This is a genomic window from Asanoa sp. NPDC049573 (assembly GCF_040676615.1).
Taxonomy (GTDB): domain Bacteria; phylum Actinomycetota; class Actinomycetes; order Mycobacteriales; family Micromonosporaceae; genus Asanoa.
In genome coordinates, this window is the sequence record NZ_JBFAPI010000003.1 from 382,733 (window position 1) to 396,102 (window position 13,370).

General features: G+C 70.0%; 17 protein-coding genes. 7 read left to right on the forward strand and 10 right to left on the reverse strand.

Annotated features, from left to right (window positions below; translation table 11 throughout):
• Window positions 1–14 precede the first annotated feature (14 nt).
• Window positions 15–938, forward strand: coding sequence for an NADP-dependent oxidoreductase (locus AB0J74_RS08800; protein ID WP_363446132.1), 924 nt, complete (start codon window positions 15–17; stop codon window positions 936–938).
• On the opposite strand, the gene AB0J74_RS08805 is transcribed toward AB0J74_RS08800, so the two are convergent.
• Together AB0J74_RS08805 and AB0J74_RS08810 are read right to left on the reverse strand one after the other, a co-directional pair.
• Window positions 919–1,452 carry a pyridoxamine 5'-phosphate oxidase family protein gene (locus tag AB0J74_RS08805; RefSeq protein WP_363446133.1) on the reverse strand — a complete coding sequence of 178 codons (534 nt, stop codon included), beginning with the start codon at window positions 1,450–1,452 and terminating at the stop codon, window positions 919–921. The two genes, AB0J74_RS08800 and AB0J74_RS08805, sit on opposite strands and share 20 nt — an antisense overlap.
• Before the next feature lie 13 nt (window positions 1,453–1,465).
• Window positions 1,466–1,903 carry a VOC family protein gene (locus AB0J74_RS08810; protein ID WP_363446135.1) on the reverse strand — a complete coding sequence of 146 codons (438 nt, stop codon included), beginning with the start codon at window positions 1,901–1,903 and terminating at the stop codon, window positions 1,466–1,468.
• Window positions 1,904–1,960: 57 nt separating this feature from the next.
• Here AB0J74_RS08810 and AB0J74_RS08815 point away from each other — a divergent pair, with 57 nt between their 5' ends.
• On the forward strand, window positions 1,961–2,929 hold the full coding sequence (locus AB0J74_RS08815) for a helix-turn-helix domain-containing protein (RefSeq protein ID WP_363446137.1): 969 nt from the start codon (window positions 1,961–1,963) through the stop codon (window positions 2,927–2,929).
• On the opposite strand, the gene AB0J74_RS08820 is transcribed toward AB0J74_RS08815, so the two are convergent.
• On the reverse strand, window positions 2,916–3,353 hold the full coding sequence (locus AB0J74_RS08820; protein WP_363446139.1) for a GNAT family N-acetyltransferase: 438 nt from the start codon (window positions 3,351–3,353) through the stop codon (window positions 2,916–2,918). The genes AB0J74_RS08815 and AB0J74_RS08820 overlap by 14 nt on opposite strands.
• 325 nt (window positions 3,354–3,678) lie before the next feature.
• Here AB0J74_RS08820 and AB0J74_RS08825 point away from each other — a divergent pair, with 325 nt between their 5' ends.
• Genes AB0J74_RS08825 through AB0J74_RS08835 form a run of 3 tightly spaced genes read left to right on the forward strand, consistent with a single transcriptional unit; the run spans window position 3,679 to window position 5,442 of the window.
• Window positions 3,679–3,849: a hypothetical protein gene (locus AB0J74_RS08825; RefSeq protein ID WP_363446141.1), complete on the forward strand. Its 171-nt coding sequence runs from the start codon at window positions 3,679–3,681 to the stop codon at window positions 3,847–3,849.
• A gap of 58 nt (window positions 3,850–3,907) precedes the next feature.
• A complete protein-coding gene (locus tag AB0J74_RS08830; protein WP_363446143.1) occupies window positions 3,908–4,432 on the forward strand; it encodes a hypothetical protein in 525 nt (174 codons plus the stop codon).
• Window positions 4,432–5,442, forward strand: coding sequence for a DUF5937 family protein (locus AB0J74_RS08835; RefSeq protein WP_363446145.1), 1,011 nt, complete (start codon window positions 4,432–4,434; stop codon window positions 5,440–5,442). Before AB0J74_RS08830 ends, AB0J74_RS08835 begins: the two co-directional genes overlap by 1 nt.
• Here the strand turns inward: AB0J74_RS08835 and AB0J74_RS08840 are convergent.
• Together AB0J74_RS08840 and AB0J74_RS08845 are read right to left on the reverse strand one after the other, a co-directional pair.
• Window positions 5,429–6,046: an RraA family protein gene (locus tag AB0J74_RS08840; protein WP_363446146.1), complete on the reverse strand. Its 618-nt coding sequence runs from the start codon at window positions 6,044–6,046 to the stop codon at window positions 5,429–5,431. The genes AB0J74_RS08835 and AB0J74_RS08840 overlap by 14 nt on opposite strands.
• A gap of 17 nt (window positions 6,047–6,063) precedes the next feature.
• The gene (locus AB0J74_RS08845; protein WP_363446148.1) at window positions 6,064–6,975 is read right to left on the reverse strand and encodes a helix-turn-helix transcriptional regulator; all 912 of its coding nucleotides are present in this window, start codon (window positions 6,973–6,975) and stop codon (window positions 6,064–6,066) included.
• Between the two features lie 104 nt (window positions 6,976–7,079).
• On the opposite strand from AB0J74_RS08845, the gene AB0J74_RS08850 reads away from it, so the two are divergent.
• A complete protein-coding gene (locus AB0J74_RS08850) occupies window positions 7,080–7,511 on the forward strand; it encodes a VOC family protein (RefSeq protein WP_363446150.1) in 432 nt (143 codons plus the stop codon).
• Between the two features lie 23 nt (window positions 7,512–7,534).
• On the opposite strand, the gene AB0J74_RS08855 is transcribed toward AB0J74_RS08850, so the two are convergent.
• The 4 genes from AB0J74_RS08855 to AB0J74_RS08870 form a co-directional block, all read right to left on the reverse strand.
• Window positions 7,535–8,773 (reverse strand): MFS transporter, encoded by a 1,239-nt coding sequence (locus AB0J74_RS08855; protein ID WP_363446152.1) that lies wholly within the window; start codon window positions 8,771–8,773, stop codon window positions 7,535–7,537.
• A gap of 32 nt (window positions 8,774–8,805) precedes the next feature.
• A complete protein-coding gene (locus tag AB0J74_RS08860; protein WP_363446154.1) occupies window positions 8,806–9,462 on the reverse strand; it encodes a formylglycine-generating enzyme family protein in 657 nt (218 codons plus the stop codon).
• A gap of 56 nt (window positions 9,463–9,518) precedes the next feature.
• On the reverse strand, window positions 9,519–10,121 hold the full coding sequence (locus tag AB0J74_RS08865; RefSeq protein WP_363446156.1) for a pentapeptide repeat-containing protein: 603 nt from the start codon (window positions 10,119–10,121) through the stop codon (window positions 9,519–9,521).
• A gap of 63 nt (window positions 10,122–10,184) precedes the next feature.
• Window positions 10,185–11,399, reverse strand: coding sequence for an NADP-dependent isocitrate dehydrogenase (locus tag AB0J74_RS08870; protein ID WP_363446158.1), 1,215 nt, complete (start codon window positions 11,397–11,399; stop codon window positions 10,185–10,187).
• 254 nt (window positions 11,400–11,653) lie between these two features.
• On the opposite strand from AB0J74_RS08870, the gene AB0J74_RS08875 reads away from it, so the two are divergent.
• Complete coding sequence (locus AB0J74_RS08875) at window positions 11,654–12,313, forward strand: MBL fold metallo-hydrolase (protein WP_363446159.1); 660 nt, start codon at window positions 11,654–11,656, stop codon at window positions 12,311–12,313.
• Between the two features lie 59 nt (window positions 12,314–12,372).
• On the opposite strand, the gene mdh is transcribed toward AB0J74_RS08875, so the two are convergent.
• Window positions 12,373–13,323 carry a malate dehydrogenase gene (gene mdh, locus AB0J74_RS08880; RefSeq protein ID WP_363446161.1) on the reverse strand — a complete coding sequence of 317 codons (951 nt, stop codon included), beginning with the start codon at window positions 13,321–13,323 and terminating at the stop codon, window positions 12,373–12,375.
• Window positions 13,324–13,370: the final 47 nt, after the last annotated feature.

Here is a 13,370-nt window from a genome sequence, read left to right on the forward strand (position 1 = left end):
CAAAGGAGTCGAGCATGAAGGCTTTCACCGTACGCGACCGCGACGCAGGTGTCGGCGGCCTCACCATGACCGACATGCCCTACCCGAGCACGGCGGAGAACGACGTCATCGTGCGCGTACACGCGGCCGGGTTCACTCCCGGCGAGCTGGCCTGGCCGGCGACGTGGACCGATCGCGCGGGCCACGACCGCACGCCCAGCATTCCGGGTCACGAGCTCTCCGGGACCGTGGCCGAACTCGGCTACGGCACGACGGGCCTCACCGTGGGCCAGCGGGTGTGCGGCCTGACCGACTGGGCCCGCAACGGTTCGCTGGCCGAGTTCACCGCGGTGGAGGCGCGCAACCTCGCCCCGCTCGCGGCCGACATCGACCACACCGTGGCCGCCGGGCTGCCCATTTCCGGGCTGACCGCGTGGCAGGCCCTGTTCGACCACGCCCACCTCACGACCGGCCAGACGGTCCTGATCCACGGCGCCGCGGGCGGGGTGGGCTCGATCGCCGTGCAACTCGCGCGTGAGGTGGGCGCCCGCGTAATCGGCGCCGGCCGCGCGGCCGACCGCGAGTTCGTGCTCGGCCTCGGTGCCGAGACGTTCGTCGACCTGGCCGCCGACGACCTGGCGGGCGTCGGCGAGGTTGACGTGGTGCTCGACGTCATCGGCGGCGAGGTCCTCGAGAAGTCCACCGGTCTGGTGCGCTCCGGCGGCACCGTCGTGAGCATCGCCCAGCCGCCCGCGGTGCCACCCAAGGACGGGCGCGCCGTGTTCTTCGTCGTCGAACCGGATCGGGCCCGGTTGGCCGACCTCGTTTCGCGCGTCCGGGCAGGCCGACTGAAGGTGATCGTGGGCGCGGTGCGACCGCTGGCCGAGACGGCTGCCGCGTTCGGCCGCCGCGGCGACCGTCGCACCCACGGCAAGACCATCATCCAGGTGGTGGACTGACCAACGGGGCGGTGCCGGTCGCGCGCTCCCGCTCGGCGCGCTGCCGGATCAGTTCCTCGACCGCGGTCGGCAGGGTCGTCTCGAAGTCGATAAGTTTCGCCCAGGTCGGGGTGACCACGATCCGCACCATGCCGTCGTACAGCGACCGCACCGACGCCTCCCACTCGACCCGCTGTTCGGGCGTCATCGTGTAGCTGCTGTTCATCTCCAGGTATTCGTCCGGGATGCCGTCGACGACGTCGAGCTCGGCCCGACCGCGGATAAGCAGGATCTTGGGTGGGTGCACCTCGGTGTCGATGGTCAGGGCCACCGCCGGGTTCCGGCGCAGGGACGGCAGCTTCGGGGCGTTCTTCGCCGTACACATCACGATCTCGGTGCCGTTCCAACTGAACCCGATCGGCACGTTGCGCGGCGTGCCGTCCTTGGCCACGTAGGCCAGGCGGGTCAGGTCGCGGGCCAGCAACTCCTGGCTGACGGGTCGGTTGAGCACCTCGGTGATCTCGTCCGGTCGCACGGTCGTGCCTCCTTCAGCTCAGCTTCTCGGCCAGGGCGACGATGATCCCCTCGGGGCCCCGGACGTAGCAGAGCCGGTAGCTGTTCTCGTACCGCACGACCTCTCCAACGAGTTCGGCGCCGCGGGCGCGCAGGCCGGCGACCGTGGCGTCGATGTCGTCGACGGTGAACATGACGCTGCGCAGGCCCAGCGTGTTGGGGAGGGCGTTCTCCGGCTGGGGGCTGACCACCGCTGGGGAATGAAACTTCGTCAGCTCCAGCCGGCCCAGGCCGTCCGGCGTGCGGACCATCGCGATGTCGACCCGGATGCCGTCGAGCCCGTTGAGCCGGTCCACCGACGGCCCCTCGATCGGCGCCTCGCCCTCCACCTCCATTCCGAGGTCGACGAAGAAGGCCTTGGCGGCCTCGAGGTCGTTGACGACAACACTCACGTGGTCCATCCGCTCGATCATGTTTCCAGTCTCGGCACTGCCGCGTCGCGCCGGTAAAGTTTCGCGCGGAGGCGAAACATGGGAATCTGGCTCATCGACGCCGACGTCCTCGCCGGCAGCCGGTTCCGCACCTCGGCGCTGGTCGAGACCGTCGCCACGCTCGGCGTGCTCGCCGACCGGCGGCCGCACCGCCCCGGCCAGCTGACCCGCCCCGCGCACCAGCGGGCGGCGTTCCGTGCCCGCCTGGCCGGCGACCCGGTGGGTCGCGCGTTCGTGAAGGGCGCCATGGCGCCCAACTGGCTGACCGACATCCTCTGCCCGCCGCCCGACGACGACGAGCACACGTTCGACGACGAGATGCGCCGCATCCGCACCGCCGCTCCCGCGGCGCTGCGCGCCGACCTGCACGGCGACGACCCGACCCTGGACGTGCCCGACCTGCCGGACCGGATCGCCGCGGTGCTCGACTGGGTCTGGACCGGAGTTGTCGCCCCAGACTGGCAGCGCCGTCAGCGGGCGTTCGAGGCCGACATCATCGCCCGCACCCGCCGGCTGAGCACGAGCGGCTGGGCGGCGGCGCTCGACGACATGCGCCCCGGCATGCGGTGGCTGGGGGAAGGTCGACTACAGATCAACGCGTACGACTATCCGCCGCACGACCTGACCGACGGCCAACTCCTGTTCATCCCCAGCACCAGCGCCCGCGGCTGGGTCGGCTGGCGCAGGCCGAACCGCTATTCGGTGGTCTACCCCTGCGCCGGCCTGCTGGCCGCGGGCGACCAGACCGCACCGGGCACGCTGCGCCGCTTGATCGGCCCGGCCCGGGCCACGCTGCTCACCCTGCTGGACAACCCGATGAGCACGACGCAACTGGTCTCGGTGAGCGGCTTCGCCCTCGGCTCGGTCGGCAACCACCTCAAGATCCTGCTCCAGGCGCAACTCGTACGCCGGCGCCGGGCCGGCCGCTCGGTCCTCTACTACCGCACCCCCGAGGGCGACCGCCTGATCCACATCACCACGAACGCGGCCGCGGCTAGAGGGTCTTGACGAAGCGGGCACTGGTCGCGCAGACGTCGGCGTAGCCGAGTTGTCGGTAGAACTCGTGGGTTCTGGTCCGGTGCCGGCTGCTGGTTACCTCCAGCTTTACGCAACCGGCCGCGCGCGCCTGGTCTTCGACCGCGGTGACCAGCGACCGGCCGACGCTGCGGCCGCGGCGGCGCTCGTCGACGACCAGCGCGAGCAGGCGACCCAGCTTCCCGGTCACCTCGAGCATCGGCGCGACGTGCAATGCCGCGACGCCCACCAGCCCGTCGTCGTCGGCCGCGCCGATGAGCCAGGACGCGCGGTCGTCGAGCCAATAGTCAAGTCGTTTGTGGACGGCGGCGTCGGTTGTCGGATATCCGAGTTGGCCCAGCAGAGCGGTCAGCCCGGGAACATCATCTCGTCGAATCGGCCGAAGCTGAAGATCCATGCCCGCATTCTGGCAACCTCGCACGGGTGCGGTCATGCGGCCGAGCCGGCGGTGGCTCGGACGATGGACGAGAACGAGCTCCACGTGAACCAGGTGGGAAAGACCCGGATCAAGGCGGGATCGCCGGCCAGCGCCCTGGCCAGCGGGGAGTACGCTGCGGATCTGGCAGAGGTCGCCGCCTACGGCCGGGTCGATTCCACCGTGCGCAGCCCCACGCAAACCGAAACGGCCATGTTCTGGGCCGAGAACACCTTCACGCAGTGGAGCCGCACCCTGCGCGGTCTCGGCGCCCCAGCGACGGCAGGGCACCGTCACCGCCGCCCGGATGCTCCGCCTGGCCGGGACGACCCGCACCTACCCGTGTCTGCCGGCCGCCGCCGACGTCACCGGTGCCCGCATCTGGGCCGGGCTCCGCTTCCGCAAGTCCCTGGTCGACGGGGCACACCTCGGTCACCAGGTCGCCGGGCTGGTAGCCAGCCACGTTCGGAGCCGATGACGATTCGAGCGAAACCTAATCGTGGACGCGGATCACCGAGCCGCACACGCTGTAGGGCATGAAGACACTTGTCAAGGCGCTGGCGGTGCTCGGCACGGCGGTGATGCTGGCCGCGTCTCCCGCCGGCGCGGCCTCGGCCAATGCCGCGCACGGCGAAGACTCGGGCTGGGTGCCGTTCCGGACCCCGCCGTTCACCGTGCCTGCGGGGGAGGCCTGCTCATTCGAACTGCACGGCGAGATCGTGTACGACCACGAGTTCACCCGGGTGCTGGAGACGTTCCCGGACGGCAGCCCGAAGGTGCAGGACTGGGCCGGTCCGCTCGGCGTCGTGTTCTCCAACGTGGAGACCGGGGTGTCGGCGCGGCGCGACGCCTCCGGCACCCTGCGGGCGACCCACGCCGGCGATGGGAGCACGACGTTCGTCTTCTACGGCAACGGCATCGCGCCCATCTTCGCCGGTAGTCCGGCCCCGGGCATCTACCTGGTTTCGGGCAACCATGTGCTCGTCGCGAACCCGGATGGAACCCGGCAGTTCACCAAGAATCGGGGCACCGTAGAAGACATGTGCGAAACTCTGTCCTGATGATCCGGTTCCGGCTCAACCCGGCCGCCCTGGCGCGAATGCGCTTCGCCTATTCGCCGCTGGCCGAAACGGCCAAGAGCCTCTACATGATCAATTCTGGCACCATCCAGCCGCCGCACCGCGGCTGGTACGAGCGCGTCCGCTCGGACCTCGGGCGGGTCGACCGCGAGCTGCTCAACGCGGTCGTCCCGCCGGGGGGACACATCGCCGAGTTCCTGTTCGTGGGCGCGACGGCGACGACGACAACGATCGAGCAGCAGCTCCAGCTCGTCGCCGACTGGCCGGTGCCCCATTTCGCGAGTGAGTTGACGCAGGCTCACGGCGGCCACGGTCTGTCGGCCGCCGCGCGCCGACTCATCGACCTTGGCGCGGACGGTCCGCCGCACGTGGCGCGCGCGCTCGAGCACTACTGGCGGGTCGGCGTGGCACCCTACTGGCCGCGGTTGCGCGCGGTCCTGGACGCCGATGTCGCCTACCGCGCTGGCAAGCTCACCCGGGGCGGCATCGCGGATCTCATGGCCGACCTGCATCCGTCGATCGAGCTGCACGAGCACGCGATCCGGGTCGCCAGCCGCACCGAGGGCGATCTACACGGCGGCGGCCTCACGCTGGTCCCGTGCGTGTTCATCTGGCCGCACCTCTGGATCGAGTTCGGCCTCGCCGGGGACCCGAGCCTGACCTACGGTGCCCGCGGCATCGGCTCGTGGTGGCAGGACGGCAGTGCCATCCCGGCCGAGGAGGAGGATGCGCTCGGCGCGCTGCTGGGGCGTACCCGCGCGGAACTTCTCGTCGCCCTCCACCTGCCGCGGTCGACGACCGATCTGGCTCGCACGATCGGCCTGAGCCCACCCACCGTGAGCTCCCATCTCGCGATCCTGCGTCGCGGCGGCCTGGTGACCTGCTGGCGCAGCGGACGGCGGGTCCTCTACCAGCGCACCGGCCTGGGCTCCAGCGTCGTCGCGGCGTGCGGTCACGACAAGGCCGGCCGGGCAGCGCCTATGTCTCGGTGAAACCACCGTCGCGCAGGAGGGCGTCGATGCGGGCGCGGTGGGCGTTTTCCCAATCGTCGAGTGACTCCTCCGATTCCTTGGCGAGTTTTGCCCGTGCGTCGCGGAGGATCTGCTCCTGCCGGGCCTGCGGCACGACCACGATGCCCTCCTCGTCGGCCACCACCGTGTCGCCCGGGTTGACGAGGGCGCCGCCGCAATAGATCGGGGCGTTCAGGGGCGCGACCGCCGCCTTCGTGCCGGGAATCGGGATGACGCCGCGGGCGAAGACCGGGAAGCCCGTCTCGCGCACCTCGGCCAGGTCGCGGATCACGCCGTCGACGACGAACCCCGCGATGCCGCGGCGGTGGGCCACGGCGCAGACGTTGCCGCCCGCCACCGCGTAGTCGACGTCGCCGGCCTCGACCACGATGATCGAGCCGGGAGCGGCGCGGTAGATCGCGGCGTGCAGCATCAGGTTGTCGCCCGCCGGGCAACGGACCGTGAACGCCGGGCCGGCGATCCGCGGCACCGGCGTCCACAGTGGCCGAACGCCGGAATCGAGCACCTGCGGGCGGCCAACCAGGTCGGCCAGCGTCGTCGTCGGAATGGCGGCGAAGTCGGTCAACGCGGGTCCTCCGTGGGTCAGCGTCGCGCGGAAGGTAAAGGAGTCGAGCCCTCGGGCTCTGTGTCGGCCGCCCTTGCCGGGTCGGGGACCCATGACAGGAGCGCCCGTCGGAACTTGGTCTCGTCTTCGGTGTCCGGGGCCGCCGTGAGGATGACGATCTTCCGTTCCGCGTCGCCGTCGGTGATCACGTCGCAGTCCACCGCGATCGGGCCGGCCGTGGGATGTTGGACGATCTTGTGGTCCTCGCGATGTGCACCGACCGCGCCGGAGGCCCACAGCTCGGCAAAGCGTTCGTTGCCCGTTTTGAGTACCTGGATCAGGTCGGTCAGCCGGTTGCTGTCCGGGAAGCGTCCCGTCGCACGGCGCAGGTCGGACACGACGGCCGACTCAACTGTGTCTTGAGCGAGCGAGGTCACAGGCCAGTGCGACAGGCGTGGACCCTCGCCGTCGATCGGGAAGGTGTCGCGAGCGAAGTTGCGTAGCTGGGACGGCGTCGCCGATGGGTCGCCCAGGAGCGCCGCCCAGCCGCGGTTCCACCAGATCATCTGCCAGTCGGCGGCGAAAACCGCGGCGGCGGTGTCATCCAGTCGGTTGACGAGGCGGCGAAGACCTGGGGGGATGTGGTCGGGGATCTCCGCGTGGGACGGCGGAACAAGACCGGCCAGCCAATAGAGATGCTCTCGTTCGGCGTCCGTGAGCTGCAGGGCGCGTGCGAGTGCGGCGACCACCTGCGCCGATGGGGTCGTGGACCGCCCCTGCTCCAGACGCACGGCGTAGTCGACCGAGATCCCGGCGAGTTCTGCCAGCTCCTCCCGACGCAGTCCCTTTGCCCGGCGCGCGCGCCCATTGGGCAGCCCTGCCGCTGCTGGAGACATACGGTCGCGCCAGGCGCGCAACGTCGCACCCAGCGTCGTCTCTTCCGTAGTCACACCGTTGATTGTCGCTCCTGACCGCCCAGTCGAGGGTGGTACCCCTGTTCCTACCGTCGACCCGTCTCTGGTTGCGGGCGCGACCGTCGGAGAACCTCGGTCGCATGAGTATTTCTCTCTCCCACGACCATGTCGGCATCAGCGTGACTGCCGAGGACCTTGACGCCACCGTCGGTTGGTACTCGAGCAAGCTCGGCTTCACCGTTGACCAGCGGTTCGATTCCCACGGCACGACGTTTGTCTATATCGTCAGCGGTGACGTCAAGATCGAGATCCTGGCAGGCGCATCGAACCGTCAGGCGCCGACCGATGACGTCCTGACGAGCATGGACCCGGCGCGCCTGCACCACTTCTGCATCGCCGTCGAACATCTTGACGCGGCCCTCTCCCAGCTGCGCGACCTCGACGTGGAAACGATCGGTGGCCCCATGGAGGTAGCAGAGATCGGTCAGCGGATCGCGTTCATCACCGACAACCTCGGCAACATCATCGAGCTCGCCGAGCCTGGCACCTGGCCCGCTGGTCGACAGCACTGATCGATCTCGCACCGAGGTGTCGATCACTTGGCGGGGTAGCAGGCCGCGACAGGAACCTGCTGACCTGCCGGCAACGCCGGCCGGAGGGCCCAGCGGACGATCGGTGGGTAGACCAGGCCGGCCGCCGCGAAGATCGCTGCCAGGGCCAGCCAGCCGGGTTCGCCCAGGCCTATTACCAGCGCGGTGAGCAGCGGTGGAGCGAGCATGTCGCCGATCTGGCGTCCGGTCTGCAGCGCGCCCTGGTACTGACCCTGGGCCCAGTCGGGGGCCAGGTCGAAGACGACTGCGAACGTGCCGCTCGACAGCCACAGTTCGCCGATCACGTGGACCACCGCGGCCGCCAGCACCAGCACGGCGACCAGCCTGGCCCCACGCCCGGCGCTCAGTCCGAAGAGGACGCAGGAGGCGGCCACGAGCAGCGCGCCGCGCCGGCTGACCGGGACGGCGTCCAGCGCGGTGTGGGTGCCGCGGGAGATCCAGACCTGGAGGGTGACGCAGCCGACGGTGTTGATAAGCAGCGCCGCCGAGACCAGAAACGCCGGCGCGTGGGTGTAGGCCAGCAGGAACAGCGGCAGCGCCAGGCTCAGCAACGCGTTGTAGAGGGCGGCGACCAGGCCGTCGATCAGCACGAAAGCCACGAACGGCCGGTCACGCACGACGGCCAGCCGGGAGATGCCGGCCGGGCGCACCACCGGATCGACGGCTGCGGCCCGGCTCACCACCGCGGCCGCGGCCAGGAACGTGACCGTGTTGCCGAGCAGCACCGCCAGGTAACCGGCGCGGCTGTCGAGCAGAAGTGGGACGGCGCCGAGCGCGGTGCCGAGGGCGATGCCTGCGTTGTTGGTCGACCGGATGAAGGCCCGGGTGCGCACGCGCTCGGCCGGCGGCACCGCGCCCGCGATCATCGCGCCGGTCGAGGCCTTCACCGTCGCGTTGGCGACTGCGATGACCGACGCGACAACGGCGTACGACCAGAGGTAGTGCACCTGGGTCAACGCCGCGAAGCAGGCCGCCAGCACCAGCAGCGCCACGATCTGCACCTGTTTGGGCCCGCGCCGGTCGGCGAGCGAGCCCATCGGCGTGGTCAGCACGATCCCGGCCAGCGCGGCCAGGCTCAGGCCGGCCGCGACCTGGCCCGGGGTCAGGCCGACGGAACGGGTCAGGAACAGCGCGCTGGTCGCCAGGTAGGCACCGTTGCCCACGGTGTTGACGAGCGTGGCGAACATCAGCACGCGCGGCGTACCGGGAGCCGGGAGGATCATGCTCCCGATTCAACAATACGTACGTACGGTTTTCAAGCGTGGTCGGTACGGGCGACCCGGAACCCCACGTCGTCGACCCGGAAGGTCGGGTGGCTGCGCCGCCGCACCGAGGCCCGGCAGCTCCACTGCTCGTCGAACCAGCCACCGCCGCGCAGGACGCGGTAGCTGCCGTAGACCTCGGCGTCGTAGATGTCCCAGCACCAGTCCCACACGTTGCCGAGCATGTCGTAGAAGCCCCACGCGTTGGACTGCCGGCCGCCGACTTCGTGGATCCGGTCGCCGGAGTTGCCGCGGTACCAGGCGATCTCGTCGAGCGGCCCGTAACGGGGCCCGGTCGTGCCGGCGCGGCAGGCGTGCTCCCACTCGGCCTCGGTCGGCAGCCGGTAGCCGTCCGCGGCCCGGTCCCACGAGACGTCTTCGCCGTCGACCCGGTAGGCCGGCGTCAGCCCTTCGCGCGCCGAGAGGCCGTTGCAGAACCGGACCGCGTCCCACCACGAGACGCTCTCGACGGGCAGGCGCTCTCCGGGCGCCGCGGCGCTCGGCCGCTCACCGGTGACGGTCGCGTACGCGGCCTGGGTGACGGGAAACGCGGCCAGCAGGTAGGGCTCGAGGTCGACGTCCCAGCGGCGCTCGGTGCGCCGGTCGGACAGGGTGACCCGGCCGGACGGCACGGCGATCAGCGGTTCCATCAGAAAACGATCTCACTGTCGCGCCGACCCACCAACGCGGGCCGTCTCGCCACGACTCAAGCCGTGACGATGGCGCCGTAGTTGGCGGCCACCATTGCCGCCTGCGCGAGGTCGATCTTGACTCCGGTCAGGTCGACCTCGTTCAGCCGGACGCCGCTCAGATCGGCGCCGCGCAGGTCGGCGCCTTTCAGCAGCGCTTGGCGCAGATGGGCGCCGGTCAGGTCGGCGCCGCGTAGGTCGCACTTGGTCAGGTCGGCGTCGCTGAAGTCGGCGTCCCGCAGTTTCACGCCCGCGAGCGAGACGCCGGCCAGCTTCGCGCCACGGGCCACGACGAAGGACCAGTCGCCGGCGGTGACGGTCAACGGGCGCAGGTCGCAGTCGTCGAACGTCGTACCCGTCAGCTTGCAGTCGTCCAGCGAGGCGTTGAAGAACGCGGACTTGCGGATCGCGCACCGCAACAGCGCGCACCGGGTGAGCACCGCGCTGCTGAACTTGACCCGCGACAGGTCGCATTCGACGAACTGGCACCCGGACAGCACGGCCTCGGTGAGATCGACCTCGTCGAACGCGCACCCCGAGAAGGTGATCCGCTCCAGCGAATCCAGCGCCCAGTCGTCGACCGCGAACCGCTCACCGTTGAACGTCGAACCGGATTCCATGCGGCCCAGCATGCCAAGAGGCCCACCCGAGCGCAGCGCGGGTGGGCCTCTTGAGCAAGAACATCAGCCGATCTTGCGGGCCAGGTTCTCGTCGAGCGCGTTCATGAACTCGTCGGTGGTCAGCCACGGTGCGTCGCGGGAGATGAGCAGGGCCAGGTCCTTGGTCATCTGCCCACCCTCGACGGTCTCGATGCAGACCCGCTCCAGCTTGTTGGCGAAGTCGGTGACCGCCGGGGTGTTGTCGACCTTGCCCCGGTGCGCGAGGCCGCGGGTCCAGGCGAAGATCGACGCGATCGGGTTGGTCGACGTCTTCTCGCCCTTCTGCCACTGGCGGTAGTGCCGGGTGACCGTGCCGTGCGCGGCCTCGGCCTCGACGGTCTGGCCGTCGGGGGTCATCAGCACCGAGGTCATCAGGCCCAGCGAGCCGAAGCCCTGCGCCACGGTGTCGGACTGCACGTCGCCGTCGTAGTTCTTGGCGGCCCAGACGAAGCCACCCTCCCACTTGAGCGCCGCCGCGACCATGTCGTCGATCAGCCGGTGCTCGTAGGTGATGCCGGCGGCCGCGAAGGCCTCCTTGAACTCGGCGTCGAAGACCTCCTGGAACAGGTCCTTGAAGCGGCCGTCGTAGGCCTTCAGGATCGTGTTCTTGGTCGACAGGTAGACCGGGTAGTTGCGCTCCAGGCCATACCGGAACGACGCCCGAGCGAAGTCGCGGATCGAGTCGTCGAAGTTGTACATGCCCATGGCCACGCCGCCGCCGGGGAAGTCGGCGATGTCGAACTCCATCGGCTCGGAGCCGTCGGCCGGGGTGTAGGTGATCGTGACGCGCCCGGGGCCGGGCACCACGAAGTCGGTGGCCTTGTACTGGTCACCGTGGGCGTGACGGCCGATGACGATCGGCTTGGTCCAGCCGGGGACCAGCCGCGGCACGTTGGACATCACGATCGGCTCGCGGAACACGACGCCGCCGAGGATGTTGCGGATGGTGCCGTTGGGCGAGCGCCACATCTTCTTCAGGCCGAACTCTTCGACCCGCGCCTCGTCGGGCGTGATGGTCGCGCACTTGACGCCCACCCCGTGCCGCTTGATGGCGTTGGCCGCGTCGACGGTCACCTGGTCGTCGGTCGCGTCGCGGTGCTGGATCGACAGGTCGTAGTACTCGAGGTCGACGTCGAGGTACGGCTGCACCAGCTGCTCGCGGATCTGCTTCCAGATGATCCGGGTCATCTCGTCGCCGTCGAGCTCGACGACCGGATTCGCTACCTTGATCTTGGCCATCGGCCGGCGCTCCTCTCGGACTTCTCGTTAGCAGTACGAGCGTACTGCAGGACCGAAGTGCAGCCGAGGAGGGGGCCTCGGCACGGCCCGCACCGTGGGACCATCGGGCGATGCCCCTCCAGCGCCAGGTCGGAGAAGTCACGATCGTCGCCTTGTCCGACGGTGAAGGTCCCTTCTTTGACTCCCGAACGAAGGCATTTCCCACCGCAACACCGGATGATTGGCGCAAAGCCGACGAAACCGATCCGGCGAGCGTGACCGCCGGCGGTGAGTGGCTGCTGCGCTTCCGCTGCTTCGCGGTCCGCCTCGGCCGGCGCACGGTGATCGTCGACACGGGCATCGGCCCGGCCGACTCTCCCGCCGCGACCTGGGCACCGGTTCCCGGCCGGCTGCCGGCCGCGCTCGACGAGGCCGGCATCCACCCCGACGAGGTCGACACCGTCGTGCTGACCCACCTGCACACAGACCACATCGGCTGGGCCGTGCGGGCCGGCAGGCCGTTCTTCGCCAACGCGCGCTACGTCATGCAGCAGACCGAGATCAAGGCCATCGAGGAATACGCGTCTCCGGCCGGCCCCTACCTGTTGGACCCGCTGCGGGCCGCCGGTCAACTCGACGCGGTCGACGGCGAACACCGGCTCGCGCCGGGTTTGCGGGTGATCCACACCCCGGGTCACACGCCCGGCCACCAGTCGGTGCTGGTCGAGGCCGCCGCCGACACCGTGCTGATCACCGGCGACCTCCTGGTGCACGCCGTGCAGCTGGTCGCGCCGGAGACGGCCTACGCGCACGAGATGGATCCGGACGTGGCCCGCACCACCCGCATGGCGCTGCTGCGGGACCTGGCCGCCCGCGACGGACGCGCCGCACTCGCGGTCCCACACCTCGGTGACCCGTTCGTCGAGCTGACCTGAACGAGGGAAGGGCCCCTTATCAACGCCGAGCGTTGACAAGGGGCCCTTCCCTCGCGATCTCAGAGGCTGGCGACGTCGCCCTGCTTGGCGCGGACGGCCTCGGCGGCCTCGCCCAGGGCGGCCCGCTCCGACTCGGTGAGGTCGGTCTCGACGACCCGCTTCACGCCGCCGGCCCCGATCTCGGCCTCGACGCCGAGGTAGACGCCGGAGATGCCGTATTCGCCGTCGACCCAGGCGCAGACCGGCAGCACCGCGCCGCTGTCCTCGGCGACCGCCTTCGCCATCCGGGCGGCCGCGGCCGACGGGGCGTAGTAGGCGGAGCCGGTCTTGAGCAGCGCGACCACCTCGGCGCCGCCGTTGCGGGTGCGGACGACCAGCTCGTCGATCTTCTCGGCGGGCAGCAGCTCGGACAGCGGCTTGCCGTTGACCGTGCACTGCGAGGGCACCGGCACCATGGTGTCGCCGTGCGAGCCCAGCGTCAGCGTCTTCACCGTGCCGACCGGGACGGCCAGTGTCTCGGCGACGAAGTTGCTGAACCGCGCGGTGTCGAGCATGCCCGCCTGGCCCAGCACCCGGTTCTTCGGGAAGCCGGTGGCCAGCTGCGCCATCGCGGTCATCTCGTCGAGCGGGTTGGACACCACGATCACGACGGCGTCCGGCGCGTGCCGGGCGACCTGCTCGGAGACGCCCCGCACGATCTTGGCGTTGGTCTCCAGCAGGTCCATCCGGCTCATGCCCGGCTTGCGGGGCAGGCCGGCGGTGATCACCACGATGTCGGAACCGGCGATCTGCTCGTAGCCGGAGCCGTCGGTGCCGGTGGTGACGCCGACGACCTGGGTCTCGAAGCCCTCGATCGGCCGGGACTGGTTCATGTCGAGGGCGAGACCCTCGGGCTTGCCGTCGATGATGTCGGTCAGCACGACGGTCTCGAACACGTCGTACTCGGCCAGCCGCTGCGCCGTCGTCGAGCCGTAGAAACCGGCACCGACGACGGTGACCTTCTTGCCCATGGTCGTCTCAACTCCCTGTTACCGGCAGATTTCCCGCGACCGTATCA

Excerpts from the sequence above, each read along its gene's own strand:
- AB0J74_RS08830 (WP_363446143.1), top strand. The coding sequence starts at position 3,908 with ATGAAGACACTTGTCAAGGCGCTGGCGGTGCTCGGCACGGCGGTGATG.
- AB0J74_RS08870 (WP_363446158.1), bottom strand. The coding sequence starts at position 11,399 with ATGGCCAAGATCAAGGTAGCGAATCCGGTCGTCGAGCTCGACGGCGAC.
- AB0J74_RS08800 (WP_363446132.1), top strand. The coding sequence starts at position 15 with ATGAAGGCTTTCACCGTACGCGACCGCGACGCAGGTGTCGGCGGCCTC.
- AB0J74_RS08860 (WP_363446154.1), bottom strand. The coding sequence starts at position 9,462 with ATGGAACCGCTGATCGCCGTGCCGTCCGGCCGGGTCACCCTGTCCGAC.
- AB0J74_RS08850 (WP_363446150.1), top strand. The coding sequence starts at position 7,080 with ATGAGTATTTCTCTCTCCCACGACCATGTCGGCATCAGCGTGACTGCC.
- AB0J74_RS08865 (WP_363446156.1), bottom strand. The coding sequence starts at position 10,121 with ATGGAATCCGGTTCGACGTTCAACGGTGAGCGGTTCGCGGTCGACGAC.
- AB0J74_RS08855 (WP_363446152.1), bottom strand. The coding sequence starts at position 8,773 with ATGATCCTCCCGGCTCCCGGTACGCCGCGCGTGCTGATGTTCGCCACG.
- AB0J74_RS08820 (WP_363446139.1), bottom strand. The coding sequence starts at position 3,353 with ATGGATCTTCAGCTTCGGCCGATTCGACGAGATGATGTTCCCGGGCTG.
- AB0J74_RS08810 (WP_363446135.1), bottom strand. The coding sequence starts at position 1,903 with ATGATCGAGCGGATGGACCACGTGAGTGTTGTCGTCAACGACCTCGAG.
- AB0J74_RS08835 (WP_363446145.1), top strand. The coding sequence starts at position 4,432 with ATGATCCGGTTCCGGCTCAACCCGGCCGCCCTGGCGCGAATGCGCTTC.
- AB0J74_RS08815 (WP_363446137.1), top strand. The coding sequence starts at position 1,961 with ATGGGAATCTGGCTCATCGACGCCGACGTCCTCGCCGGCAGCCGGTTC.
- mdh (WP_363446161.1), bottom strand. The coding sequence starts at position 13,323 with ATGGGCAAGAAGGTCACCGTCGTCGGTGCCGGTTTCTACGGCTCGACG.
- AB0J74_RS08825 (WP_363446141.1), top strand. The coding sequence starts at position 3,679 with ATGCTCCGCCTGGCCGGGACGACCCGCACCTACCCGTGTCTGCCGGCC.